The sequence below is a fragment of the Shewanella metallivivens genome, from assembly GCF_028750675.1.
Taxonomy (GTDB): domain Bacteria; phylum Pseudomonadota; class Gammaproteobacteria; order Enterobacterales; family Shewanellaceae; genus Shewanella; species Shewanella metallivivens.
The window spans coordinates 381,807-407,875 of record NZ_JAQQPZ010000002.1; the positions used below are offsets into that span (position 1 = coordinate 381,807).

General features: G+C 43.2%; 19 protein-coding genes. 7 read left to right on the forward strand and 12 right to left on the reverse strand.

Features of this window, described 5'->3' with window-relative positions; translation table 11 throughout:
• Window positions 1–126: 126 nt before the first annotated feature.
• The 6 genes from hypF to hyaA are packed head-to-tail and all read right to left on the reverse strand — an operon-like array spanning window position 127 to window position 8,540.
• A complete protein-coding gene (gene hypF / locus PQR79_RS04575) occupies window positions 127–2,538 on the reverse strand; it encodes a carbamoyltransferase HypF (protein WP_238103852.1) in 2,412 nt (803 codons plus the stop codon).
• 49 nt (window positions 2,539–2,587) lie between these two features.
• Window positions 2,588–4,456: a NiFe hydrogenase gene (locus tag PQR79_RS04580; protein ID WP_238103851.1), complete on the reverse strand. Its 1,869-nt coding sequence runs from the start codon at window positions 4,454–4,456 to the stop codon at window positions 2,588–2,590.
• Window positions 4,443–4,997: a HyaD/HybD family hydrogenase maturation endopeptidase gene (locus PQR79_RS04585; RefSeq protein ID WP_238103849.1), complete on the reverse strand. Its 555-nt coding sequence runs from the start codon at window positions 4,995–4,997 to the stop codon at window positions 4,443–4,445. Before PQR79_RS04585 ends, PQR79_RS04580 begins: the two co-directional genes overlap by 14 nt.
• Before the next feature lie 5 nt (window positions 4,998–5,002).
• Window positions 5,003–5,668, reverse strand: a complete 666-nt coding sequence (gene cybH, locus PQR79_RS04590; RefSeq protein ID WP_238103847.1) for a Ni/Fe-hydrogenase, b-type cytochrome subunit — start codon at window positions 5,666–5,668, stop codon at window positions 5,003–5,005.
• A gap of 29 nt (window positions 5,669–5,697) precedes the next feature.
• Window positions 5,698–7,401, reverse strand: a complete 1,704-nt coding sequence (gene hyaB, locus PQR79_RS04595) for a nickel-dependent hydrogenase large subunit (protein ID WP_238103846.1) — start codon at window positions 7,399–7,401, stop codon at window positions 5,698–5,700.
• 2 nt (window positions 7,402–7,403) lie between these two features.
• Window positions 7,404–8,540 (reverse strand): nickel-dependent hydrogenase small subunit, encoded by a 1,137-nt coding sequence (gene hyaA / locus PQR79_RS04600; RefSeq protein WP_238103845.1) that lies wholly within the window; start codon window positions 8,538–8,540, stop codon window positions 7,404–7,406.
• Window positions 8,541–8,918: 378 nt separating this feature from the next.
• On the opposite strand from hyaA, the gene PQR79_RS04605 reads away from it, so the two are divergent.
• Window positions 8,919–9,770 carry a mechanosensitive ion channel family protein gene (locus PQR79_RS04605; RefSeq protein WP_238103844.1) on the forward strand — a complete coding sequence of 284 codons (852 nt, stop codon included), beginning with the start codon at window positions 8,919–8,921 and terminating at the stop codon, window positions 9,768–9,770.
• A 59-nt stretch (window positions 9,771–9,829) separates the two neighbouring features.
• Here the strand turns inward: PQR79_RS04605 and PQR79_RS04610 are convergent, their stop codons facing one another.
• The 4 genes from PQR79_RS04610 to PQR79_RS04625 all read right to left on the reverse strand — a co-directional run bounded on the left by PQR79_RS04610 (window position 9,830) and on the right by PQR79_RS04625 (window position 14,398).
• Window positions 9,830–10,732: a DMT family transporter gene (locus PQR79_RS04610; RefSeq protein ID WP_238103843.1), complete on the reverse strand. Its 903-nt coding sequence runs from the start codon at window positions 10,730–10,732 to the stop codon at window positions 9,830–9,832.
• Between the two features lie 185 nt (window positions 10,733–10,917).
• Entirely contained in the window at window positions 10,918–12,018 is a 1,101-nt protein-coding gene (locus PQR79_RS04615) for an alkene reductase (protein ID WP_238103842.1), read from the reverse strand.
• A gap of 277 nt (window positions 12,019–12,295) precedes the next feature.
• Window positions 12,296–13,105, reverse strand: coding sequence for a RecX family transcriptional regulator (locus PQR79_RS04620; RefSeq protein WP_238103841.1), 810 nt, complete (start codon window positions 13,103–13,105; stop codon window positions 12,296–12,298).
• A gap of 90 nt (window positions 13,106–13,195) precedes the next feature.
• Window positions 13,196–14,398 carry a multidrug effflux MFS transporter gene (locus tag PQR79_RS04625; RefSeq protein WP_238103840.1) on the reverse strand — a complete coding sequence of 401 codons (1,203 nt, stop codon included), beginning with the start codon at window positions 14,396–14,398 and terminating at the stop codon, window positions 13,196–13,198.
• Window positions 14,399–14,731: 333 nt separating this feature from the next.
• Between PQR79_RS04625 and PQR79_RS04630 the strand changes: the two genes are divergently transcribed.
• The 4 genes from PQR79_RS04630 to PQR79_RS04645 all read left to right on the forward strand — a co-directional run bounded on the left by PQR79_RS04630 (window position 14,732) and on the right by PQR79_RS04645 (window position 21,775).
• The gene (locus PQR79_RS04630; protein ID WP_238103839.1) at window positions 14,732–15,922 is read left to right on the forward strand and encodes an efflux RND transporter periplasmic adaptor subunit; all 1,191 of its coding nucleotides are present in this window, start codon (window positions 14,732–14,734) and stop codon (window positions 15,920–15,922) included.
• A gap of 3 nt (window positions 15,923–15,925) precedes the next feature.
• Complete coding sequence (locus tag PQR79_RS04635; protein WP_238103837.1) at window positions 15,926–17,869, forward strand: MacB family efflux pump subunit; 1,944 nt, start codon at window positions 15,926–15,928, stop codon at window positions 17,867–17,869.
• Between the two features lie 2 nt (window positions 17,870–17,871).
• Complete coding sequence (locus PQR79_RS04640; protein WP_238103835.1) at window positions 17,872–19,269, forward strand: efflux transporter outer membrane subunit; 1,398 nt, start codon at window positions 17,872–17,874, stop codon at window positions 19,267–19,269.
• A gap of 850 nt (window positions 19,270–20,119) precedes the next feature.
• The gene (locus PQR79_RS04645) at window positions 20,120–21,775 is read left to right on the forward strand and encodes a cytochrome c3 family protein (protein WP_238103834.1); all 1,656 of its coding nucleotides are present in this window, start codon (window positions 20,120–20,122) and stop codon (window positions 21,773–21,775) included.
• Window positions 21,776–21,860: 85 nt separating this feature from the next.
• Here PQR79_RS04645 and PQR79_RS04650 read toward each other — a convergent pair whose 3' ends face one another.
• Complete coding sequence (locus PQR79_RS04650; protein WP_274408392.1) at window positions 21,861–22,340, reverse strand: hypothetical protein; 480 nt, start codon at window positions 22,338–22,340, stop codon at window positions 21,861–21,863.
• 40 nt (window positions 22,341–22,380) lie between these two features.
• Window positions 22,381–23,043 carry an Hpt domain-containing protein gene (locus tag PQR79_RS04655; RefSeq protein ID WP_238103832.1) on the reverse strand — a complete coding sequence of 221 codons (663 nt, stop codon included), beginning with the start codon at window positions 23,041–23,043 and terminating at the stop codon, window positions 22,381–22,383.
• Between the two features lie 191 nt (window positions 23,044–23,234).
• On the opposite strand from PQR79_RS04655, the gene PQR79_RS04660 reads away from it, so the two are divergent.
• Both PQR79_RS04660 and PQR79_RS04665 read left to right on the forward strand, forming a co-directional pair.
• Window positions 23,235–23,642, forward strand: a complete 408-nt coding sequence (locus PQR79_RS04660; protein ID WP_238103831.1) for a response regulator — start codon at window positions 23,235–23,237, stop codon at window positions 23,640–23,642.
• A gap of 3 nt (window positions 23,643–23,645) precedes the next feature.
• Window positions 23,646–26,024 carry a PAS domain-containing protein gene (locus PQR79_RS04665; RefSeq protein WP_238103830.1) on the forward strand — a complete coding sequence of 793 codons (2,379 nt, stop codon included), beginning with the start codon at window positions 23,646–23,648 and terminating at the stop codon, window positions 26,022–26,024.
• The last annotated feature ends 45 nt before the right edge of the window (window positions 26,025–26,069 follow it).

Below are 26,069 nucleotides of genomic sequence, written 5' to 3' on the forward strand. Positions count from 1 at the left end.
AACACATGGATTCTTTGATGCAAGTCAGCTTTTAATAAAAACAAAGTGAACAAGCGCAAAATCAAGATGAATTTGTGATCTGCTCCACAGTAGTAATCTTGTAAACCATGCAGTTTGTATTCTTTTTTAATGCTTTTTTTGTGCCCATAAGTTTGCGCCATACCATAATTGCCCCAGTGCAATACCGCCATCATTAATAGGCACATGTTGACTGGCTAATACCTGATGATTGGCGAGTTTACTCTTAGTTAAACATTGACTGAGTAACGTTTTATTTTGAAACACCCCACCACAAAACACTTGAGGATAGTTACGGTAATCTTGTGCAACACAATCAATCTTATCAGCTATTTCAGCCATAAATTGCCAACAAACTTGCTGAGTTAACCGTGCAGTCGTTAATGCAAAATCTTGTTGGTGCGCCGCTAACACAAGTTGGGTAATAAATTGGCTGCTATGCCACTCAATCACTTTACTGTCTTGTGCTTTGGGGGCGGGATGTTGCGATAAGTTAATCTCATAGATCGCACAATTAAGCTGGCTGCCTTGATCGGTTCTTTGTTGTAAATATTGATTAGCTGCGGTTTCAATCATCATTCCGGCTTGGCCTTCATACTGGGTATGTTCAATTAAATTAAGCCCCACAGCCAAGGCATCAAATAAGCGACCCACCGAGCGGCACCTAATACAATGACTGTTATTTACCCATAACCTATGTAAATTCGCCACGGTTTGCGCGCCCAAATGCTGAATGGCGTTAATGGGTAAATTTAATACCTGCTCGAGGGATAAATGCTCAAATAACAGTGCCAATAATATGCGAACTGGCTGCTTAATGGCTTGTTCACCGCCAATCAAGGTAAACTCACTAAAATGGGCGAGGGTCGTAAAGCCATTCATGTTGGCTAGCATCACCTCGCTGCCCCATAACGTGCCATCATCGCCAAGTCCGGTGCCATCAAAACTCACCCCAAAAACTGGTTCTGTGTGCTGGTGCACAGCCATTACAGACAATACATGAGCGTAATGATGTTGAATGCCAACACATTGATGACTGGGTAAAGCATGTTGATGCTGATACGCCTTTGCCCATTGCGAAGGGGCATATTGTGGATGATTATCATGAACGACATGGCTAGCGTTAAAGTCATATAATCGGGTAAACGTAGCCAAACTTTGGTGAAAATATTGCTGAGCCTCAAGGCTGAATAAATCACCAATGTGTGGCGACAATATCATGTTTTGGTCAAAGCCAAAGGCGACTGCATTTTTTTGTTGAGCCCCTACTGCCAGCACATGGCTGGAGCCAAAGCTATGTTGAGCATCAAGGTTAATTGTCAGTGGAGCATAGCCTCGCGCTAAGCGGATCACTTGGAGCTGATGATCGACCACTTGTACCACGCTATCATCACAGGCATTAATAATGGCTCTGTTATGATTTAATATTGCATCAACAACATGGCCAAGGTGACGCTTAATCTCCGCGCTATCGCCAATAATTGGCTCACCGCTTCGATTCGCACTTGTCGCCACAATGGGAACACCAACCCGTTGCATCAATAAATGATGCAGTGGGGTATAAGGTAAAAATACCCCAAGCCTATCAATGCCTGGAGCCAAGTGTTCACTCAGGCCCAATGGGTTAACAGGTAACTTGGTCAACAACGTAATGGGTTTTTCAGCACTGCTTAATAAATCCCACTCGGTTTGATCAGCAGTCACGCACAATTTGGCTTGGTTTAGGTCTTTAACCATGATGGCTAATGGTTTTGCTGGGCGCTGTTTACGCTGGCGTAGCAAAGCTACGGCGTCATCGTTGGTGGCATCACACACCAAATGAAACCCACCTAAACCTTTAATGGCCACAATGGCACCTTGCTTAATCAGTTGGGCGGTTTGCGTTAGCAGATCACTCTGATTTAACTGACCATTTTGAGCTAAAGCGTTAAATGATGGCGTTAAAATACTCAATTGTAATTGAGGCCCGCATTGTGGACAGCTCACTGGCTGTGCATGGTAGCGCCTGTTTAGCGGATCTGTGTAAGATACCGCACACTCAGGGCACATATTAAAAGCTGCCATAGCAGTATTACAGCGATCGTAAGGCAGAGCATTGATAATGGTATAGCGCGGTCCACAATTAGTGCAGTTGGTAAATGGGTAATGATAATGACGATTATTGGGGTCGTTAATCTCGTCTAAACAATCCTGACAGACACTTTTGTCGGCCGATATTGCTACATTGGCATGTTCACCAGGCAAAACGTGACTATCGATAATGCTAAATGAGTTAAATCTAACATCAGTGCAGCTAGTTGTTTGCTCAATAAAGTCAATACGGGCAAGGGGGGGCGGGCTGCTTTGCAGTGTATTGATAAATGAATCAATAGCAGCAGACGGGCCCTGTAACTCAATCGTCACACCTAAGTGATTATTGAGTACTGTGCCAAATAAATTAAGTTCTGTGGCAAGTCGATACACAAAGGGCCGAAAGCCGACCCCTTGTACAATGCCTTTAACAAATACAGTCATTTGCATTGAGTGGTTACCGATTTAAATTGCGTAAATTTAAGGCCTGAGACACTCATTACCCCCGACGCTGTTTGAGATACAGGCCACCTACGGCAATATTGACCCCATCAAGATCCAACAATGGGTTGAGTTGCAACGGGTAGTTTTTACCAATACGTAAATGCACACGTTCAGCAAGCACCGGATTTGCAAAGTCACTGCCGGCGACCACCAGTTGTTTAACGCCAACATTTTGATCCACATGCTCAATCCAATGACTGAGATAATCGGCAAACGAGTCATGAAACGCAAAAGCCAGCTTGGCTAAGTTGGCATCGCCAGCCAGTTTAAAACTCATAAGCGAACCTAGTGTTCTGCACCAGTTGAGGCTGCGGTGGGCCATGCCTTTAGTGAGCGGAAAATCAATTCTAGGCGCATTATTGCCTTGATAAGTCATTGCTAACGCGATAAATCGGTCGGCCAGTTCAGCCGCACTGACCGGCTTACCCTGATGACTATTGATTAGGCCAGCACCAATAATCGCCGCTGCCACAGCCATTAATTGCGTTAATGCGCTGTCTTTGTCCGAGATATGTAAATCCAGTAGCTGGTTATATTCCGCTGGGTGTAACTGCTTAAATTTATCGAGTAAGCTTTTTTGAGGCGAATCCAACAAGCTATGGCACACCTCATATCCGCTGTTAGGTAACGTAGGTAACTGAAAAAATAACGCTGCATCACTTTGGCTGTCAACGGTGACAATTTGGCTGGCATGGTGCTGACCAAAATATAACACCGCGGCATTTTTGACATACAGCGGCTTGCTATGTGGCTCATGCTCATGATGGCGTAACAAGCCTGCCGACATTGCACATAAACTGTACTTTATGTCAGTGGCGCTAGTTTGCTCTACAGGTTCTGTTTGTGGTTCTTGTAACGTTACAACTTGCCATTGCAGTTGATTGTTGGTGCTTTTAGCTGAAAATTTATGTTGTTCTGTTTTATAGTGAAATTCATCGTGCAAACAGGTCAGGTTGCTTGGCATTGCCATGTTTCCTGCCTGTAAATCTGCTGTCGGTATCCAGTATTGCGCAACACTGGCTAATCTTAATGGTGGGTCAATGTGCGGATTGACCTTGTTTAATTGATTGACATATACCCAATGAATACCTTTTTGGCGCAGTATTTCACAGAGGATCACCAATAAGCGGTTGTCAGCAAACTGAATATCGTACAAGGGGGCGTGTAAATTAGGATGATCGCTACAAGGTCTAACCCGGATTAAGGGTTTTTCAATGCTCGACAGTGCTAATACTTGGGGGTCAGAAACACAAAATTGGCTATTGAGCGAATTAGGATTACAAATTAATACCCTAGGTTGTTGGTATTCAGTCAAGCTTGCATTGTTGTTCAATATGCTTAATTGCAGCCCTAGCATGGGTAACGCAAGCACCTTATCGGTTAACAAACTGTTTGCCATGGCGGCAATGTCTGCACGAGTCAACGATTTAAGTTCACGACTCAGTTTATAGTGACCTTTACAATGTTCACAGGGCAAATTAATTTCGCCAAATTGTGGATGTTGATTATCGCCAAATTGCGGTTGACAGTGCTGACAAAAATACAAAGGTAAGCCTTTATGATGTTTAACACTAAAAGCATTTGTTGACCCCGACTTAGTATCAATACGCTTAATTTCGGTTTGTTGTAACCACACCGACAGTAAAAAATCTGCAGCAATATCGTCAGCTAATTGTTCGAGTTCGGCTTGGGGAGCACAGGCTTCTATAAAATAACAAACCGCACCAGTGTCCACATTGCTCTCACGGCCTATGCTGATATTCAGTTTATCTAAGTGTAAGTATTGGTTGCATAAATGTGCATATAACGGCACAGGTTTTTGGCAAACAAAATTAAATCGAATGTTATGGTTACGCGTCGACATAGCAACCTCGTTTATAGGCATCAGGGATGACCTGCTCGATAGTTAAATCGGCCTTGCATAGGTAAGTAAAGCCAAGGGTGTCCATATGAGCAAGCAGGGCTTTTTCCATTGTTGGGATTGCTTGCAACAGGTGAGGTGTTAAGCCTAACGTCATAGGTTCAATTACCGTGGGAGTGACGCCTAAAACAAAGGTGTGTGGTCTGTCGCCAACAATGTCCATCATGTTTAGCGTTTGTAGCATTTCAACTTCGTGAGCACTGCCTTGCCAGTCAATTTCAGCAGGAGCATGGTCAAAATCAAAAAAGTACACTTCACCCGGCCCCACATCCACGCTATTGACCGTGTCGACGACGATTAAGTGATCATACTGGCAAATGATAGGGATAAGCCCTTGGGCCAAGGTGCCGCCATCGACAATATCGAGTTGATATTGCGAGTGGTTAAATTGATATTTATCATTGATATAATTGACAAAATGTACGCCGACTCCTTCGTCGGCGTACAATACATTGCCTATACCTAACAGCAATATTTTTTTCACGCTAATTAATGATCCTTATGATAATCGTAACCTGAAACAATGGAGTCGACGGAGTTATGTTTGAAGCGAATACCAGACCACACCGCCATATACACATGGATAACCACAAAGATGATAAATGCCCAGGTTAAATAGTGATGATAAATGCGAAGGTTCGCTAAGCCGCCACAAAGAGCCGTAAACCAGGCCGCCATGTCTACTAATAAGCCACCTACACCTAAATGGTATACGTTGGCATAAAGTGCCAAACCAGTAATCACCATGATGAGTGCCACAAATGAAATCGCCACATAGGTCATAAATTGCAATGGGCCATATACACCCGCTTTATGCAAATTACCCATCCATATGTAGGATTTAAGCTGCACTATCCAACTGTTAAAACTCATAACATCTTTAAATGATTTTCTTTCTATGTCATTACGACTGAAGAAAAACAAATAAAACCGCACGAAAGTGATACTGGTGAGTAAAAAGCCAAACACAATATGCGCAAATCGGATCCAACCTTGTACCAACACATCTGTACTTTCAGGTGCCACCAAAAATGGCCACGAGATATAAAACCCCGTGATCACTAATACCAAAATGGCCAAGGCACGTAGCCAATGAAATATGCGAATGGCCGGAGTAAATATCAGCTTCCTATTGTGGGTTGCGATATGTTCCATACTTTATCCCTCCTAATCCATTGGCCTAATTAAAATCCGTTAGGATCAATTTTGAATTGGCCAAGCGTTTGTTTGTTGTAATCCATCACATGGACAGAACACGCCATACAAGGATCGAACGAATGGATAATACGAATCACCTCCAGTGGCTTAGTAGGATCTTCAAGTTGTAAGCCAATGAGCGATGCTTCATAAGGGCCCATTTTTCCACGTGCATCAACGGGGCCAGCATTCCACGTTGTGGGCACCACAGCTTGATAGTTTTCAACTTTACCGTCTTTAATTCGTATCCAATGGCTAAGCATACCGCGGGGCGCCTCAATCATGGCGTACCCTTCGTAAACCTGATTAGGGTCAATGTCGGGTTTAACGTAAGTTGACTCATCCGATTGTATATTGGTCAGTAACGCATCAAATGTGGCTAAACTGGCTTGACCAACAAGCACCGTTTGCAGCATACGAGCGGCAGTACGACCAAGAGTGGTAAACAGCGCGTCTAATGGCAACCCTGTGCGAGCAAGTAAGCCATCAACAGCATTTACAACCGTTTGATTGCCACGGGCGTAGTTCACTAACAAGCACGCAAGAGGACCCACTTCAACTGGCTCGTCTTGATAGCGTGGCGACTTAACCCACGAGTATTTACCGTCACCGTCTAAGGTCGGTAATTTGCCATACACAGTATCGCGTTCCACAAACCCAGTGTAATCAGGAATGGTAGTGCCTTCGTACGGATGCTGAGGGCCATCGGCTTTGTACCAAGCGTGGGTCACATCCTCGCGGATAAGGTCTGGATTGATGTCCATGACATTGGCTAAATCACCTTTAATGATCACCCCTTGATTAAACAAGTATTCTCCGTCGGCCATGATAAAATCATCGCCACACAAGAAGCTGTTCACATTCACGCCGCCAAGCACACTGGCTTCTGTGCCAAAAGCCTCTGCTGCCATGACAATGTCAGCTTGATAAGCACGTTCAATAAAATCTTGAACGATGGCATGTTTTTGTTTCCATTCTTGTAAACGAGCTGGGCTTAGCATGTCGCGTACAGAGGTAACACCACCCACCACAATCGATTGTGGGTGAGGGGATTTACCGCCAAAGATGGCGAGCATTTCGGCAGCAACACGCTGAACTTCTAATGCTTTTAAGTAATGTGATAACGCAATCAGGTTTTGTTCAGGGCTAAAGCGATAAGTACCATTACCCCAATAGGCATTGGCAAATGGGCCGAGCTTGCCGGTTTCTACCAAACCTTTCACTCTAGCTTGTACTGCTTTTAATTCGCCTTCACCCGCCGCAATCGGCGCATCAGAGTATTGCATTGCCACTTTGGCGGCTAAGGCAGGGTCGGCGCTTAATGCCGACACCACATCCACCCAATCTAGGCCATGTAAATGGTAAAAATGCACGATATGATCATGCATATACAACGACGACTGCATTAAGCTACGTAAGTACTTCGCATTGAGTGGAATTTTTACCCCTAATGCATTTTCAACCGCTTCAGTACCACAGCGATAATGCGAATAGGTACACACGCCACAAATACGCTGCACAATTAAGCCCACATCCATAGGTGTGCGACCTTTTAATATCACTTCAATACCGCGCCACAAGGTCGATGATGACCAGGCTTTAGTGATGACATTGTTGTCATCCACTTCAACTTCTACGCGTAAATGGCCTTCGATACGGGTGATTGGGTCGATTACGACACGTTTACTCATGATTATTCCTCCAAAGGCTTAGCAAATACGCTAGCAACTGCATGGGCGCCAATACCAACAACGGTCGCACCTAAAATAACCGCTCCAATAGTGTCAGCGGTGGCATCAATGCCATGTAAAAGTTGACGTCCAAGCGGTTTCTCAAAATCCGCCATGTCATCCCAGAAATTCGGTTCAGAACAGCCCATACAGCCGTGACCGGCTAACACAGGCCAACTGGTATGGTGATTAAAACGCTCGGTAGGACAATTGTTATAGGTATAAGGTCCTTTACAACCCACTTTATATAAGCAATAGCCTTCTTTGGCACCTTCATCGCCAAATTCTTCAACAAACTCACCGGCATCAAAACGGCCCCGACGCTCACAGTTATCATGAACCCGTGCCCCATAAGCCCATTTAGGACGGTTAAACATGTCAAGCGCGGGCAACTTGCCAAACATAATGAAGTACATGAGCGTGCCCACAATGTTCTTTTCACTCGGTGGGCAACCGCCTAGGTTAATCACGGTTTTATCTACCACTTCATGTATGCCTTTCGCGCCCGTTGGGTTTGGCGCTGCAGCTTGAACCCCACCAAAGGCAGCACAGGTACCTACTGACACAATTGCTGCGGCATTTTTAGCGGCTTCTTTGACAATGTGCAGCCCAGTATGCCCCTTACACCCCACGGTTAAAAATGCACCGTTGTTGGCTGTGGGCACAGCGCCTTCAACTGCGAGCAAATAACGGCCCTTGTAGGTTTCTAATGCATGCTCTAGATTTTCTTCTGCTTGCCAACCGGCCGCGGCCATTAAGGTTTCGTGATACTCAAGCGAGATATGATCAAAGATTAAAGTGTCTAGATTGGGTGAGTCGGTTCGGATCAATGACTCAGAGCATCCAGTACACTCAGCCATATGTAACCAAATTAACGGTACACGATCGGCTAATTCAGCAGCTTGGGCCACCAGATTACTAAAGGGTAAAGGGAGAGCTAACATTGCGGTGACCGAAGCGGTCCATTTAATGAAGTCTCGGCGAGAGATGCCTAGGTCGGCCATTTTTTGTTGTAATGTTAAAGGCTGACGTTGAGCAAATTGACGTAAATAATCAATCCGCTCTTGGCCTTGCTTATAAAGGGCTGCATGTGTGTCCATGTTGATACCTTCTACTTAATGTAGCGCGGGGCTAATAAATAATTGCTTTCCATCAGTATCAATATTAAAACTCAGCAAAAAATCATCATTGATGTAAATCAACTTGTTTAAAACTCTCTTAACATATCCTTTATATTTGTGTCTAATTTATGATGATGATCAAGTTAACGAAATTGCACGTGGACAAATTGTCGCAATCGCATAATGCTCCCATAATGTGATCTCGATAAGGTGTTATCTGTCTATTATTAAATCTATAGTCACTCTCTATTCAATATTTGCAGGGTCATTCCTTGTTTTCTCACGGTATAGACAATAAAGTGTCGGCTATAAAGGCATAGCATTTTTTAATAAATCTTTAACAAATAGGGCGTGGGTTTGGCAGATAACATAGCATTAGTCATCGATTTTCTTTTTGAGCATAAATTGTTTTTCACGGCGCTAATCATCGTCATTATTTCATTGATTAAACACGTCATTATTACGGCAATCCGGGGTGATGTTGCATTTTTGTCTGATGTGCAGCGTAAATGGATGTCTCGGACTAAAAATGGCGTTTTTGTACTCACCATTTTGATATTGTTTTTATTGTGGCAAACCGAGGTAAGCAAATTTGCATTATCAGTTACAGCCATTGCCATTGCCTTTGTGATTGCTTCTAAAGAAATCATTCTGTGTTTTACTGGTTCGATTCAGCGCGCCAGTTCACGTTCGTTTGTCATTGGTGATTGGATTGAGGTGGGCAATATTTATGGTCAGGTGATTGAGCACAACCTAATGGCGACTGTCATTCAAGAAATTGATCTACAAAATGGCCAATATCATTTCACGGGTAAAACCGCGACATTACCTAACAGCATGTTTTTTACCTATGCTGTTAAAAACCATAACTTTTTGAAGCGTTACGTTTATCACCATATTACGATCACCGTAGCCAAATTTGACAACTTGTACCCGTTATTTCCGGCGTTAACCAAACAAATTGAACACTATTGTGAAGACTTTATTGAAGTTGCTAAACGCTATAACGGCGTGATTGAAAAGCATGCTGGCGTCGATTTACCAGGAAGTGAACCGCATATCCACGTGACCAGTGGTGCCACTGGTGAGCAAAATGTACATATTATGATATTTTGTCCAACCGAGCGGGCGATCGAATTAGATAACTTAATCCGCCAAGATTTTATGCAAGCCTACCAACAGCGCTTTGGGCAACAAACCCAACAGTAAGGTAATAAGTGGCTTTACGTGCATCGGCGAAGAGTGACACTTCGCCGATATTTTTATCTCTAAGGTTTTTGAGTGGCCACAACAGGTTGTGTTAAGGGGGACTTATGCTGAAATTTGATATAGATAAACAATGAAAAAATGACTATCCCGCCTCCAATTAGCTTTTGAGTTTCAACCACTTCCCCTAGAAAACTAACAGATAAGATCAAGGTCCAAATAGGTTCAAGAAGCATGATTAATGAAGCTTTTTCAATCTTAACGCTGAACTGTCCTAGGGTTTGAGATAAGTAGCGAATACACGTCGCAACAAATGTCGATACCGCAAACCAAAACAAAATGTGGCTATTTAAATGCACACTTTCAGGGCTCATAATCAGCATAACAATAAGACCGACACTGCCTATCATAAACAATTGCACACAAATGGAGGTTAGTGGCTTAACGCTGTTTAACACCTGTTTGTTGAGCACAAAATGCAGCGATAACAGCACCGACGACAATAAGAAAAACCATTGGCTTGTTTCAATAATCCAACCATCGGTTAAGGTCAGCAACATAATCCCAATACATGTGACCGGTAGCGTAAGCCAAAAAATACGTGGTGGACTGATTTTATACAGCAGCCATGAAATAAACGGCGCAATGATCATCGCTAGGCTCATAATAAATGCACCTACTGACAAGGTATTAGAGATAGAAATCGCATAAACCCACACCTCAATAGAGGCTGCCAATACTAAACCCACAGTACAAAGCGACAAAACCTGTTTAAACCTTAAGGCAAAAACTTGCTTAAAACAAAACGGTAATAAAATAATGCTGGCCAGTAAAAATCGGGCGGTAACAAAGGTTTCGCCAGGTACTTCTAAAATCACTAACTTTGAGGCTATCCAGCCTATACCGGCCAAAATAGTGGACAGTAAAATCAATAATTCACCACGGTATGATTGTGTGTTAATCAAAGTAGGACTTCCAAATTGATGACAGGGTGATGAGGAGTGTCAAATACTAACAAAAATAAGAGGTCGCTAAAATAAAAAAGCGACTCATCAGAGCCGCTTCTTGACTTAATTTACAATGTTAATAAGTGATTAACGATATTGATTTTTAAAGCAATTGATTCAAGCAATCAATTGAACATGCTTAACTAGCTTGCACTGTATTCTGGGTAATCAGTTAGGCCTTTTTCTGCGCCGCCAAATAATGTCTCAGGTGTATGCGACGTTAAAGGGTAACCGTGTTTAATGCGATTAGGTAAATCTGGGTTTGATATAAACGGGCGACCAAAACCAATCATATCAGCGAGTCCCGCTTCAATGGTTTGCGCAGCCGTTTGTGCGTTATATCGACCCGCATAAATTAATATGCCTTTATATGCCGCTCTCACAGATTCTTTAAAGCCTTTTGGGGTTTCTGGCGCATCATCCCAATCGACTTCAGCAAAATGAATATAAACCACATTGAGTTTATTCAATAATTTAGCCGCCGCGACATAGGTTTCAACAGGGGTGGCATCAACAGTACCATTGAGTGAGGTAAACGGGGCTAGGCGCACGCCAACTCGTTCAGCGCCAATGGCTTCAGATACCGCCGCCACCACCTCAGCAAGAAAACGCAGGCGATTTTCAATATTGCCGCCATATTCATCAGTACGGTTATTGGCATTTGAGTCAATAAACTGATTAATTAAATAGCCGTTTGCAGCATGTAATTCAATGCCATCAAAACCTGCTTCTATGGCATTCAACGCAGCTTGGCGGTATTGATCGACTACATGGTCAATATCAGTTTTTGTCATTGCGCGAGGCATCACTACATCAACAAAACCGGGTGCATTTGAGCCATCATCCACAAATACTTTTACATTTTCAGCTTTAAGGGCAGAGGATGAAATGGGCTGTTCGCCATTAATGTTATCGGGGTGAGTCACACGGCCAACATGCCAAAGCTGGGCAAAAATGGTGCCGTTGTTAGCATGCACAGCATCAGTGACTTTTTTCCAGCCAGCAATTTGCGCCGCACTGTAAATACCTGGTGTCCAGGCATAACCTTGGCCCATGGCTGAAATTTGTGTACCTTCTGCAACAATAAGGCCTGCAGAAGCTCGTTGGGCATAATATGTGGCCATTATGTCGTTGGCTTCGTTGCCCGGTTGTGTGGCACGCGAACGGGTCATTGGCGGCATCACAATACGGTTTTTCAAGCTTAAATGACCCAGTTCAATGGGTTGAAATAATGCATCTGACATTGGGTATTCCTTGCAAAGTAGTAGATTGAACTTGAATTAGTTAGATTGGGTCAATATCTGAAATGACATAAAAAGGGAATAAGGCTAAATGTATTTTTTCAGCGCATCAGCAAAATACAAACGAGCCTGACTGATGAAAGATGAATCACAATAGTGATATGTTACACCCACTGAATGAAAGATTTAAATTATGATAAATTATCAATTTAATAATTTTTTGTTATCACTCTCAATCAATTAACGTAAGTGGGAGGTCAGGCTTAGATATTGATAATCGCTATTCATCATCAATCACCATCGCTTCTTTAATTTCATCACTACTGAATCCCTTGCGTGACAAATAAGCATAAGCTTTCGATTTTTCTTTATAATCAGCTAAGTTATAACGCTTTTTGGCCAGCTCATTTTTGCAGCTTTGATAAAAATCGACGTCATCAGACAAACTGAGTTGATACACCGTTTCTTCAAAGTCAGTCACATCGATCAGCCGTTGTTTGAGTTCTTGTAAAATGAGGGTTTTACCTTTGCCTTTATTGAACAGCTTGATTATCTCTCGGGCTAAGTCGGCTTTGTCAGCTTTAATGGCCAATTTTGATCGCAAGGTATCACGTTGTGGATGTTGAGCTAACGCGTGGTCAATTTCGGCTCGCGAAAAACCTTTAGTGGTCATTTGCGAATAGACTTTTTCTTTGCTGGTGGCACCAAAGTGTTCAAATTTGCTTTGTAATTTGGCACTCGCCATGGCAAACGGATCAACATTTTGTGCATGCATAACATGCTCGATGGCGCTTTCGATGTCTGCCAGCGCAATACCGCGTTGTTGTAATTTACGTTTTATTGCACCCGAGCCAATCTCATTGCTAAACGCCAGTTCACAATAGCGCACCGCGAAATCAACATCTTGTTTGAGATAACCGCCTTCAATTAACCTCGCCAATACGGTGTCAATCCATTGTTGGTTATCGGTTTTGCGTTCAAGCTTACTGCGGATTTCATCGATGGTGAAATCTTGCTGGCTTAAATGCCAATACGCACTGTTAAACACGTTATCAATGGTTTTGGCTTGTCGAAGTGGGGGGCGCTGCATAATCGTTTGTCGATTGATAGTGAATTTAGCCACATTCTAGCAGAATGTGGCATAGGTTAGTTGTACATCAACTGCTCGTCTTATTCTTGTTTATGATGTTGTAAGATGATCAACAACAAAAGCCCTGTTTTTGGCCATAAACCACATGATGCTGGCTAACGCGCCAATGCTAAATTGAATAATTCCTAAACTGTGGATTAAATTATCTGGGTGTAATGTCACCAATGTCATCCCAATCGCACCGGCCATCATAGAACAAAACTGGATCACCGCTACCGCAGAACCAGTGTCACTAGTATGCTGCTCTAGCATTAAGTTAATACCCGGTACACGGGTGACAATGACCATTAATGTTGCCGGCGCGGCTAGGCAAGCAAACAGCCAGGGCGATAAGTGACCTAGGTTGTAAGTGAGTATGCCAATCAACATTAAAATCAAATAACACACACTAATAATGTTACTGACCTTAACTCGGTTAGATAATTTGATATAAATGGTTGGGCCAAATGAGGCAAAAAAGGCATTAAAGGCGAACGCATAACTGAAGGTTTGTTCAGACAAACCAAAACCGTCGATATAAATGTATGAACCGGCCGCTAAAAATGACATTAAGGTCATTGGTGGCAGAGTAAAAATCAACAGCAGCGAAATAAATCGAGGGTTATTTGACACCACTGCTAATCGGCCCCATGAACGCAATATCGAACCTGTATAACGTTTCGGTATGGTTTCACTAAACCCACAAGCAAGCACAGTCGAAAAAGCACCAAAAATAGCCAGTGCACTAAACATCATATGCCACGAGCCTATTTTTAATAAAAATGCGCCCAGTACAGGGGCGATCATCGGTGCAATAATCACTAACGACATTATCGTCGCCATAATTTTTTCGCGCTCGCGGCCATTGTATAAGTCTTTTACGATGGCGGTGGCCACCACAGTGACAGCACTACCACCAAAAGCCTGTATAAGCCGAGCACCAATCAGCATCTCAATATTGTTTGCCATTGCACACAACAAACTGGCCAGCACATAAATCCCTAAACCCAGTAACATAATGGGTTTACGGCCAAATTTTTCACTTAGTGGTCCCCAAAATAATAACCCCAGTGCATACGTGACAAAGTAAACACTGAGGGTCAGGTTAACCATGGTTTGCGTGGTATTCAGCATCTCAACCATCGTAGGTAAGGCCGGTAAATACAGATCGGTTGTTAACGGTGGAAATGCGCTGACAATCACCAAAAAGAACAATGTGCCAGATGAGCCTAACAAGGGTTGTTTAACGTTCAATCTTATACTCCAACTGATTGCAATTTATTCAAAACGATAACCATTTAAATTGACAATATATTTTATCTTATAGTGGGTTAAGGCAGGGTTAAGCTGAAGCATTTTTTTGGAAAACAACCATTAATTTTTATATTTCAAAACATATTGTTACATACCTATTTACATTCAATTACGTTGTGCAGACATAGTTTTACAACACGCCATGTAAAATTATCTCATTAAAATAATGTGCTCAATGTCTAGTAGAGTAAACCTTGAGTATTTTTGATGTGTTCACGTTCAAAATGACTCAGTGTAATTAACCCATGCTATACCAGTGGATGTGTCTAAAACATGAAAAAACCCAGTAGAAAAAAGCTGATTATTGTCATCATTGCGATTGTGCTGATGGCCGCAGGAGGTGCTTATTATGTTGTTAATCCCGCCAGTCCAGCTCCTAGTTACGCCACTGAGGCGGTACGTCGTGGTAATATTGAAAACAGTGTGCTGGCAAACGGCATGCTTCAAGCCTCAAAACTCGTTAGCGTGGGTGCGCAGGCGTCGGGGCAAATCATCAATTTACCCGTGACACTCGGGCAGCAGGTTAAACAAGGTGAGTTGATAGCTCAAATTGACAGCTTAACTCAGCAAAATACGCTTAAAGAAGCGCTTGCCTCCCTCAAAAGTAACCAAGCAGAATACCGAGCAAAACAAGCGCAAATCAACCAGGCTCAACAAGAGTTTGCTCGCCAACAAGTCATGCTAGCCGACAATGCCAGCTCAAAAGCCGATTTTGAAAGTGCACAAGCCTCGTTATTAGTTTATCAAGCCGAACTCGACCAGTTAAAAGCTCAGCAAGAACAGGTCAAACTCAGTGTCGAAAGTGCACAACTTAATCTTGGCTACACCACAATTAAAGCACCCATGGACGGCATGGTGGTTTATACCGCAGTGACCGTGGGGCAAACCGTTAACTCATCACAATCCACCCCAACCATAGTGGAGTTAGCCGACCTAAGTAAAATGACGGTTAAAGCGCAAATATCAGAAGCCGATGTGATTAAGGTTAAACCCGGACAAGCGGTATATTTTACCATTTTGGGCCAGCCACAAAAACGATTCAATGCAACTCTGCGCGCCATTGAACCCGGGCCGACCATTATGGATGGCGACGACAGTAACATGACCTCAAGTGATACCGACGCTATTTATTATAATGGCCTGTTTGATGTCGAAAACCCTGACGGTATTTTGCGGATCGGTATGACCGCGCAAGTCTCTATTGTGCTTAATCAAGCCGAAAACGTTATCTTGGTGCCATCGCAAGTGTTGCAACGTAATCCTGGGCCAAGGCCCAGCTTTAGCGTACCTGTGTTAGTGAATGATAAAATTGAATATCGCAATGTCAGTGTTGGGATTAACAATAAAGTGAATGCCGAAATTACTGAAGGACTGCAAGAAGGCGATCAAATCGTGCTCGGCGCGCCATCATCGGATACCTTTAGTAACAAAAGAGGCAATCGCCGCCCACCGATGGGATTTTAAGTCATGAATGAACCTTCTTTACTTAATATCAGTGGTGTTTATCGCTCTTTTAGTGCTGGCGAGCAGCAACTTACAGTATTAAAAGACATTCACCTCAACATTAAGCGTGGCGAAATGGTGGCGATTGTTGGCGCTTCAGGCTCGGGCAAATCCACCTTAATGAACATTTTAGGCTGCCTAGACAAACCCTCTACAGGTCAATATTTCATTAATGGTCAAGACACCTCCACCATGGACGCTGACCAACTTGCGCAGTTACGCCGTGAACATTTTGGTTTTATTTTTCAACGTTATCATTTGTTGGGCGATCTTGATGCCGTGGGTAACGTTGAAATGCCAGCCATTTATGCCGGAAAAGATAAAAAACAGCGCACCGAACGCGCCCAACGTTTATTGTCTCGTTTAGGTCTTGCCGATCGGCTTGACCATAAACCCAGCCAACTCAGCGGCGGACAACAACAGCGTGTGAGTGTGGCGCGCGCACTGATGAATGGCGGCGATGTGATTTTAGCCGACGAGCCAACCGGCGCCCTTGATAGCCACAGCGGTAAAGAGATGATGAGCTTACTGCAAGAGCTGCATCAAGATGGTCACACCATTATTTTAGTCACCCATGACATGGATGTTGCCCACTTTGCCGATCGCATTATTGAGCTTAAAGACGGTGTCATCATACGTGATGTCATTAACGCACAGCCAACAGCACAACAAACATTGCCACAGGTGAGTACGGCCAGTACCTCATGGTTAAACTGGGACCGTTATATCGAAGCATTTAAAATGGCCTTGCTTGCCATGTTATCGCATCGGTTACGCACCTTTTTAACCATGCTCGGCATCATTATTGGTATTGCCTCTGTGGTGTCAGTGGTAGCGCTTGGTGAAGGCTCGCAGCAATCTGTGCTAGAAAACATCAGCTCCATGGGAACCAACACCATTGATGTGCGATCTGGCACAGGCTTTGGCGACAGACGCTCGGCTAGAATACGCACCTTAACGGCGCAAGACAGCGAATCACTCAAAGTGTTGCCCTATGTCGACAGTGTGACACCTTCTATTAGTAGCGCTGGCACCATTCGCTATGGTAACCAGGCGGTATCAGCCAGTTTCAGTGGTGTTGGCATCGATTACTTTAGGGTACGAGGCTACACATTAGCAGATGGCCAATATTGGGACGACGCCAGTGAGACAGACATGGCACAACAAGCGGTGATTGACGACAACACCCGCAAATCATTGTTTCCTGAGCGCACAGCGGTCGGCGAAGTGATTTTTCTAGACGATTTACCCGTGCGAATTATTGGCGTAACCCAAGCCAAAGAAAGCGCGTTTGGTAACAGTGATTCACTGAATGTGTGGGTGCCTTACACCACAGTGTCTGCCCGTATGGTCGGTCAGCGCTACCTCGACAGTATTACGGTGAGAATTGATCAATCGGTTTCAAGCAGCGCAGCAGAGCAAGGCATTATTGCACTACTAAAAATGCGCCACGGTACGGAAGACTTTTTTACCATTAACACTGACACCATTCGTCAAAGCATCGAAAAAACCACCCAAACCATGACACTATTGATCTCAGCCATTGCCATTATTTCGCTCATTGTGGGTGGCATTGGGGTGATGAACATTATGTTGGTGTCTGTTACCGAGCGTACCCGAGAAATCGGAGTGCGTATGGCGGTAGGGGCAAGGCAAGGGGATATATTACGCCAGTTTCTTATTGAGGCGGTGTTGGTGTGTTTGTGCGGCGGCGCCATTGGCATTGGCCTTGCGTACTTAATTGGCCAAATATTTGCCTTTAGCGGCGGGAGTTTTCAAATGATTTACTCTACAACTTCGATTGTTGCCGCATTTGCCTGTTCAACATTAATTGGTATTTTGTTTGGCTTTTTACCGGCCCGTAATGCTGCACAGCTCGATCCCGTTGATGCATTAGCGAGAGAATAATAATGATAACGCCAAGAGATACATTCAAACTGTCTAGTATAGCCCTATGCCTAGTGCTTGTGAGCGCCTGTAGCAGTTTTACTCACACAGAATTTACCCCACCTGAGGTGACGATACCTGATAGCTGGCAAAGTGTTAGCGTCAATCAGCACGTTAAACTTGATCCCTGGTGGCAACGTTTTAATAACCCAGAGCTTAACCAGCTTATCGAGCAAGTGTTATTAACCAATAACGATTTAGCGCTTGCCACGTTAACCTTACGCAGTGCAAGGCTACAAGCGGGGTTAACCGACACACAGCGCTACCCACAAATTAATGCCAGCGTGAATGGCGACAAAACCAAAAGTCTTGATGGCGGGGCAAGCGTAAGTGACTATGGCACTAACGTATCACTGAGTTACGAAGTGGATTTATGGGGCCGAGTTTCTGCCGACATGGACGCGGCTAAATGGGCCAGTTTAGCCAGCGAGCAAGACAGAGAAAGCACCGCCCAAAGTTTAGTGTCTACAACGGCAATATTGTATTGGCAAATTGGCTACCTTAAACACAGCCTTACCCTAAGCCAAAAGAGTATTGATTATGCACAACAAACCTATGATCTTGCACAGCGTCAATATCGTTCAGGTGCCGTTTCGCAGCTCAATGTATTTGAAGCAAAACGCAGCCTAGCAGGGCAACAGGCAAGCCATAGCGAACTTGAGCAACAACTGGTTGAAGCGCAAAATGCCTTAGCCATTTTGTTTAATCAGCCGCCAACTCAAATGGGCATTCACATTAAGCAGTTGCCAGACAGTGAATTGCCTAGCATTGCAGAAGGGATCCCAGCAGATGTGTTAATTCGCAGGCCCGATGTGAAATCGGCACTTTATCAACTTAAATCGGCTTATTCAGCAAAAGATGCCACCTTTGCGGGGTATTTACCCACGTTGTCGCTGTCGGGGTCGTTGGGGACATCATCAACTGAGCTCAAAGAGTTATTACAAAATCCCATTGGTACGCTGGGAGCCAATTTACTCTTGCCCTTTGTGCAATGGAACGAGATGCAATTGTATAAAGCGCTGGCTACCGTTGAGGTTGAGTCTGCCGTTGTAACATACAGACAAACCTTATATAACGCTTTTAAAGAAGTGGATAACGCCATTTCTGCACGGCAGCATTATCAGTATCAAGCACAAAAGTTACGTGAACAATATGACGCCGCGACACAAGCAGAGCAGATTTATGCTAGCCAATACCGCAATGGCGCAGTGAGTATTCAAGACTGGTTAGATGCACAAGAAACCCAGCGAAGCGCCGAAGTCTTGCTGTTAGCCAACCGCTATAATTTGTTTAGCGCCCAAGCGACCTTGTATCAAGCCCTTGGCGGCAGTGATATTGCGCCGCCAATCACCAATAACTGATGCTTTGGTGCAACGAATGCTTTCGTGCTTGCACCATAAACATAGCAAGCACGATAAACCTTGTATCAGCAGCACAATCCAATATCAGCCATGATATTGGATTTTTGTTTTAGTGATGGTTTTTAACTTGTTTGAACATGGCTATAACGTGATTACAGCTTCACGTTTGGTCACTCATATCAGGATAGAGTTAAACCACTGCGCATTAATAAGTGACCACTCAGAATATGCTCAGCGTTTTTTGATTATGTGGCGATATTCAATGTAAAAGAAATAGAGTTTATAAGAATAAAGTGTACTGGATGATTTATCGTGTTGTTTACTGCGTATGTTTATTCATTTGAATAAATCGGGCGTAATAAAATACTAAAGCAGGATAAAATCATATTGTTTAGATTTATCTTATGTATTTGGGTCATTCCTTAACACCATTTTTAGGTATTAAAACCCACTTACATATGAGTCTTTAGTGATGTGCACACACTAGGTTAAGCGTGTTGTATTATGGAACCAATTCCAAGATGAGATCACTGAAACGCCAAGCCTTACCCGCGCTTGCCTTAGTGCTCACTCTATAAAAAATACAGAGTAGCATCACTAATTGGGTATAAAAATTAGCTATATATGAGCGGATGTTCAAAATCTACGGTAAAATCAATTTATAGTGCCTTATGTGTACAATAATTTATATTTAATTAATCAATAAGTATAAATTAAAGTGAGTATGCATGGGTGATTATCAATATTAATTTAGCTGGCTGGCAATAAAAATTTATCTGCAATATTGAGTTTTGTAAAAATAAATAACGGCTGGTTTAATTATATTCAATAATGATTTTAGGATAAAATAATGAACAACATAATTAATCCAATATTGTTAGCCAGCACAATATGCCTAATATTATCTTCATTCTACGCCCAAAGTAATGATGAAACGCCTAATGTCAACTCAGCAACACCCGCACATCCGCCAATGATGGAAGTCATCAGTCGCGGCGAATATGCTGGTGCCAAAGCGTGCGGTGCTTGCCATCAGCAAAAATACAATGACTGGGCAGGCTCGCGACATGGCTCTATGCTGAGAAAGCTCTACACCGATGGCAATACCATTACCGCGCCATGGGGCACCGCAGAAACCCCACTGACGTTTAAAGACAGTGGTAATCACCAATACACCTCATACATGAAAGGCGACAAATACTGGGTAACGCTACATGATGCCGTAAACAGTAAAAACGATCTCGACTTTCAAATTGATGTGGTTGGCTACAAAACAACGCAAATGTTTTTAAGTTGGGACGAAGCCAACCAAAACTACATCACCATGCCATTCATTTATTGGGACTGGCAAGACAGTAACCCAAAACAACCGTCTCCAGATAACCAATGGACGCCATTAACAAGCGGTATATTCTTTTATAATGCCGACGGCAGTTTATTTACCGGAGACAAACTTGAGCTAAGCAAGCGCGCCTTTGGCTTTACCAACTTTTGCATGGAGTGCCATAGCACAGGTTTTGAGGTTAGCAGCTGGGAAGTGCAAGATACGGCATTAGGTAACCGTGTTATCACCGTCGACAATACCAGTAAAACCGTTGAACTTGGTATCGCTTGTGAAAAATGCCACGGGCCAGGAGCAAAGCATGTGCGCACTCAAGATGCAGATGACATTATTCAGCCAATTAACGAACTCACCGGCGAGAAAGCTGGCGACCAATGCAATGTATGTCATATCGCGCCAATATCATTAAATAGCCCGGCAGCGAATCAAACGGGCTATGGTTATAAGTTTAATCATAACGACCCATTAGGACACGGTATGTTTCCCAATGTAGGTGATGACTTAAAAGCGTTTCAAGGTTCAGCACCTTACAATGTCAGTTACTGGCCAGGCACTAAAATTAGGCGCCAAATTAGAACTCACGCCTTAGAATTAGCAGAATCAAAACATGGTGAGGCAGGCTTTACTTGTGTGACATGCCATGACCCACACTCACAAAAACTTAAGTTTAACGGCGAACAAGACAGCGATAAATTATGCAGCAGTTGCCATGCTGAAAAAGACAGTGATGCACATAAACTTAACGCCCATAATGCCGTCGACATCAAATGTACTGATTGTCACATGCCATGGATGAAACATGCTGGAGGACGCGGACACCGTTACGATGGCCGATCACACTCTTGGGATTTATTAACCCCAACAGACTCGTTAAAAGGGTTTGACTTGTTACGACCCTATACCGAAAAGGGCGCAGATCCTGATGCACAATTAACCAAAGATTGGCAAAGTATTCAGGCCATTAAAAACTTATGCTACGACAACTTCAATTACCCAATTAACGTCGTAGGTTGTGTTAAGTTTGATATTTTGCCCAATGCTTGTTCAAGTTGTCATACCGACGAATTTCCAACACCTGGTGTCTTTACTGATGCAGAGCGTGCAAAATTAGTCGAAGGTGAAAAACGCTTAAAAGCCTTTAAAAAATTAACTCAGCAAGATTAAGCAGTATGTAAAAGTAAACAAAATAAAAAATGCCACTCAAGCAACTTGGGTGGCATTTTTATATGCAATATAAATCAATCATCACCTACATACTATTAAGATTGCCTAACAATCCAATATAGCTATAACCCTTGGATTTATAAAAGGCTAACTCCACTTTTTTAAATGAGTCGACATAGGCCGCCACCAAAGGCGTAAACGCAATAATCGCAAAAATGTGCTTAACCTCACCATCGGGTACAAAGCCCACAGAATGTATCAACCAATGTGTTAGATCAAACATCCTAAGAAAGATAATAGCGAACAACCCTAAGGCTAGAGAGATAAACAGCTGACACCATAAACACCGATCAAAACGCCAAAGTAGCCGAGATATATTAGAAAAGAAAAAGACATAAGCATAAAACCCACCAAGTAACATAACCGCTAATATATCCAGGGTTTCAGGCATTAAAAAATAACTAAAAGCGGGGATGACATACCAAATTATCCTCTTTTTATAAACAATAACAAATTGTTCTGCTTTAAGGATGATGTCGTTGGGTAATGAGCTGACGCGTTTCATGTTGGTTTGCTCTGTTTTCACCTTAACGATGCCACTTATGCTATTTCATCTTTACTAAAAGTGCAGCTAATTGGCTAAGTGCACCCTCAAAATCTAATTCATCAATCGACTGACACAGGGCAATGACATATGGTGCAAATGGGCTGTCTTTCGCCAACTTTGCTTGCACAGCCTGGCAATAGTCAACAGCATTAAGATTGGCTTCCAGTAAGTGTTGTTTAAGCGTATTAAGCTCAGCGGTTAACTGTGTTAGCGAGCGTGCTTCAGAAGCGTTTTCCGTTGATGCGATGGGGTCAACGTGGGTTGATGTGGCTAAAAGTGCATGGATTTGTGCTAATTCAGCTTGAGCGAGTTGGGTAATATGTTGGCCTAAATTGGCGTACTCGGCAGTGTTATCTGTTGTGCCATCAAGCTCGGTTAATTTACGTTCCCAATCATACAATGCTAAATGTAATGAGGTCAGTCCTGCGGTACCGGCAGTGCCTTTAAGGGTATGTATTAACACTAAAAGCTCACTCATTTTGCCTTGTTCAGCCAGTTGCTGAATGTCGAGTAGTTGTTGGGTGAGGTTTTTTTCAAAAATGGCAATCAAACGGCGATAAAAAGCTTCATTACCGGCAAAGGGGCTAAGTAAATCCTCTAGATTTGTAGGCTGTATATCGCTAAGCGACTGTGAGGTACCGACCATTTTGTTGGCTTTCATTACATCGAAACTCTTAGCTAAAGCAGGCGGTTAATCATTGTTTTTAATGCCTACTATGAGTAAATGTTGAAATACGAGAAATGCATTTAGGCAATATCAGTGTATTTATTCAATGGCTTAGTTTGCTTCATTAACAATAATAATACAATATTAGAGTCAGTTGATGCTAAACCTATCAAATAGGAGCCCAAATGCAATTAGATAAAATTTTACACGTAGAAGATGATGAGTCTATTCGTGTAATCGTAGAAATGGCGCTAGCCGATTTATCTGGATATACACTGGTTTCTTGTGATGGTGGAAAAAGCGCATTAACCCAGATAGATCAATTTACCCCAGATTTAATTTTACTCGACGCCATGATGCCAGGCATGGACGGTTTACAAACCTTAATTGAGTTGCGTAAAAAACCGCATTGCCAGCATATTCCTGTGGTATTTATGACCGCGCGAATTCAGCAAACCGAAAAACAAGAATACCTTAATGCAGGCGCTGTAGACGTTATTGAAAAACCGTTTGATGCAATGACCCTAGGCGATAAGCTCAACACTATTTATCAAGCTTATCTTTCGTCGTCCGACAGTGATGTCACGGAGTAACCCATGCAAGCGCCAGATTTACCTAAAAATGAGCCAAGCCGACTGAATTCATTAAAGCAAACTGGCTTGTTAGACACTCAGCCAGAACCACGTTTTGACCGCTTAACGCATTTAGCTCAACTGTGTTTAGGCACTGAAATTGTATTAGTGTCATTAATTGATGCAGACCGACAATGGTTTAAATCTAAACAGGGCCTTGATGCCTGCGAGACAATCAGAGACATCTCATTTTGTGGCTATACAATATTAGGCGAGGGTATTTTTGAAGTACCAGATGCATTACTCGATAACCGTTTTGCGGATAATCCTTTAGTGCTCAACGCCCCTCATATTCGCTTTTATGCCGGTGTGCCACTCGTCAGTGACGGTGAAAATATTGGCACACTGTGTTTTATCGACAGCAAACCACGGCAATTTACCGACAAAGAGCGCCAAATAGCCACAGAAATGGGCAAAGCGATTGAACAAGAAATACAAGACAGATTACAAGAACACGCCCACGAGCAACTTGCTGCAAGAGAACAAATGTATCGCTCAGTGCTTGAAGGGACTCGTATTGGTACCTGGCAGTGGAACGTACAAACCGGTGAAACCGTGCTCAACGAACGTTGGGCAGACATCATGGGCTTCACACTAGCGGAACTCGAACCTGTTTCAGTAGACACCTGGTTAAACCTGTTGCATCCAGATGATGTTGCCGACTCAGAAGCTCAATTAGAAGCCCACCTCAGTGGTAAAACACCATTTTATGACATTAAATGCCGCATGAAACACAAACAAGGGCATTATGTGTGGGTGCATGACCGAGGTAAAGTGGTCGCGAACACTGCCGACGGTAAACCATTAATGATGTATGGTACTCATGCTGACATTACCCTACAGCAATTGAGTGAAATCGCATTACAAAAAAACCGTGACGAGCTGTATAAATTAACCCAACAGTTACCTGGTGTGGTTTATCAATATCAATCATGGCCAGATGGCCGCAGCGCCTTTCCTTATGCCAGCTCCGGCATTGAAACGATTTATGGTGTCACCCCTGAAGAAGTGCGCAGTGATGCTACCAATGCATTTGCTAAAATTCACCCTGATGATTTAGAGTTGTTAGTCAACAGCATTGAACGCTCAATTGAAACCCTCAGCCTCTGGGAACTTGAATATCGTGTCATTGCTGATAATGGCTCGTCTAAGTGGCTTTCGGGCAGTGCCACACCAGAAAGAATGCCAGACGGCAGCACCTTGTGGCATGGTTATATTCAAGACATTACCCAAACAAAAGAGCATTACCTCAAACTTGAAGAGCTAAACCAGCAACTTAAAATAGCCCAACAAAGCCTCGATTTGGCCAGCGAACAAGCACAAATCGGCTATTGGCAAGCATCGCTAAAACACGGCACATTATGGTGGTCGCCAATGATCTACCAAATCTTTGGCTTAAATGAGCAAGACTTTAATCCCAGTGTGTCGCTGTTTAAAAGGGCACTTCATCCCGATGATGTTGTAAAAGTTGAACAAAGTGAAGACCAAGCCCGCATCACAGGCATTCACAATGTCATTCACCGTATTATTCGGCCAAATGGCGAGGTACGTTGGGTACATGAGCTAGGGCAACTTGTCTCTGAAGATAAAAACCCAGACTTAATCATGATAGGCTCGGTACAAGACATTACCGACAGGATGAAATTACAAAAGATTAAAGATGATTTTATCTCAACGGTGAGTCATGAACTGCGTACACCACTGACTTCCATTGGTGGCGCATTAAACCTATTACAATCGGGTAAAATTATCAGCCTGCCAGAAAAAGCCCAAAAGCTGATGGATATTGCCAGCAGTAATTGTATGCAGCTGAGCCGATTAATTAATGACTTGTTAGACATCGAGAAGCTGGCCGCCGGTAAGATGTTATTTGAAATGAAACCGTTAAACGTGCCGCCACTTATACAGCGTGCGCTTAATGACCATCAACCCTATGCCGATCTACACAATATTACCCTAGCGTTGCAACATGCTCCCCAAATCAACGATATAAGAATTTACGTTGACGAACACCGACTACTGCAAATTTTGACCAATTTTTTATCAAATGCCGTTAAGTTTTCACCTCAAAATGGCAAGGTAACCTTGTCTGCTTCAGTGATAGGTAATCAAATTGAAATCGCCGTGCAAGACCAAGGCAGCGGTATACCTGATGATTTTAAAAGCAGAATTTTTGAAAAGTTCTCACAAGCAGACGCCAGTAGCTCAAAAGCAAAAGGCGGCACAGGTTTAGGCTTAGCATTATGTAAAGAACTCACCGAAGCCATGCACGGTAAGATTGGCTTTGACTCAAGCACGGAGCAGGGTGCTCGTTTTTATGTGCGATTTGCTTTAACAGATTAACCCCTTAACACTAAAATCCCAGTGTTCGTTAATGCCCACTGGGAT

Bases quoted from the DNA above. Each gene is read 5' to 3' on its own strand.
- PQR79_RS04640 (WP_238103835.1), top strand. From the start codon at position 17,872: ATGATAACGCCAAGAGATACATTCAAACTGTCTAGTATAGCCCTATGC.
- PQR79_RS04645 (WP_238103834.1), top strand. From the start codon at position 20,120: ATGAACAACATAATTAATCCAATATTGTTAGCCAGCACAATATGCCTA.
- PQR79_RS04620 (WP_238103841.1), bottom strand. From the start codon at position 13,105: ATGCAGCGCCCCCCACTTCGACAAGCCAAAACCATTGATAACGTGTTT.
- PQR79_RS04660 (WP_238103831.1), top strand. From the start codon at position 23,235: ATGCAATTAGATAAAATTTTACACGTAGAAGATGATGAGTCTATTCGT.
- PQR79_RS04655 (WP_238103832.1), bottom strand. From the start codon at position 23,043: ATGAAAGCCAACAAAATGGTCGGTACCTCACAGTCGCTTAGCGATATA.
- PQR79_RS04615 (WP_238103842.1), bottom strand. From the start codon at position 12,018: ATGTCAGATGCATTATTTCAACCCATTGAACTGGGTCATTTAAGCTTG.
- cybH (WP_238103847.1), bottom strand. From the start codon at position 5,668: ATGGAACATATCGCAACCCACAATAGGAAGCTGATATTTACTCCGGCC.
- PQR79_RS04635 (WP_238103837.1), top strand. From the start codon at position 15,926: ATGAATGAACCTTCTTTACTTAATATCAGTGGTGTTTATCGCTCTTTT.
- hyaA (WP_238103845.1), bottom strand. From the start codon at position 8,540: ATGGACACACATGCAGCCCTTTATAAGCAAGGCCAAGAGCGGATTGAT.
- hyaB (WP_238103846.1), bottom strand. From the start codon at position 7,401: ATGAGTAAACGTGTCGTAATCGACCCAATCACCCGTATCGAAGGCCAT.
- hypF (WP_238103852.1), bottom strand. From the start codon at position 2,538: ATGCAAATGACTGTATTTGTTAAAGGCATTGTACAAGGGGTCGGCTTT.
- PQR79_RS04580 (WP_238103851.1), bottom strand. From the start codon at position 4,456: ATGTCGACGCGTAACCATAACATTCGATTTAATTTTGTTTGCCAAAAA.
- PQR79_RS04630 (WP_238103839.1), top strand. From the start codon at position 14,732: ATGAAAAAACCCAGTAGAAAAAAGCTGATTATTGTCATCATTGCGATT.
- PQR79_RS04665 (WP_238103830.1), top strand. From the start codon at position 23,646: ATGCAAGCGCCAGATTTACCTAAAAATGAGCCAAGCCGACTGAATTCA.
- PQR79_RS04650 (WP_274408392.1), bottom strand. From the start codon at position 22,340: ATGAAACGCGTCAGCTCATTACCCAACGACATCATCCTTAAAGCAGAA.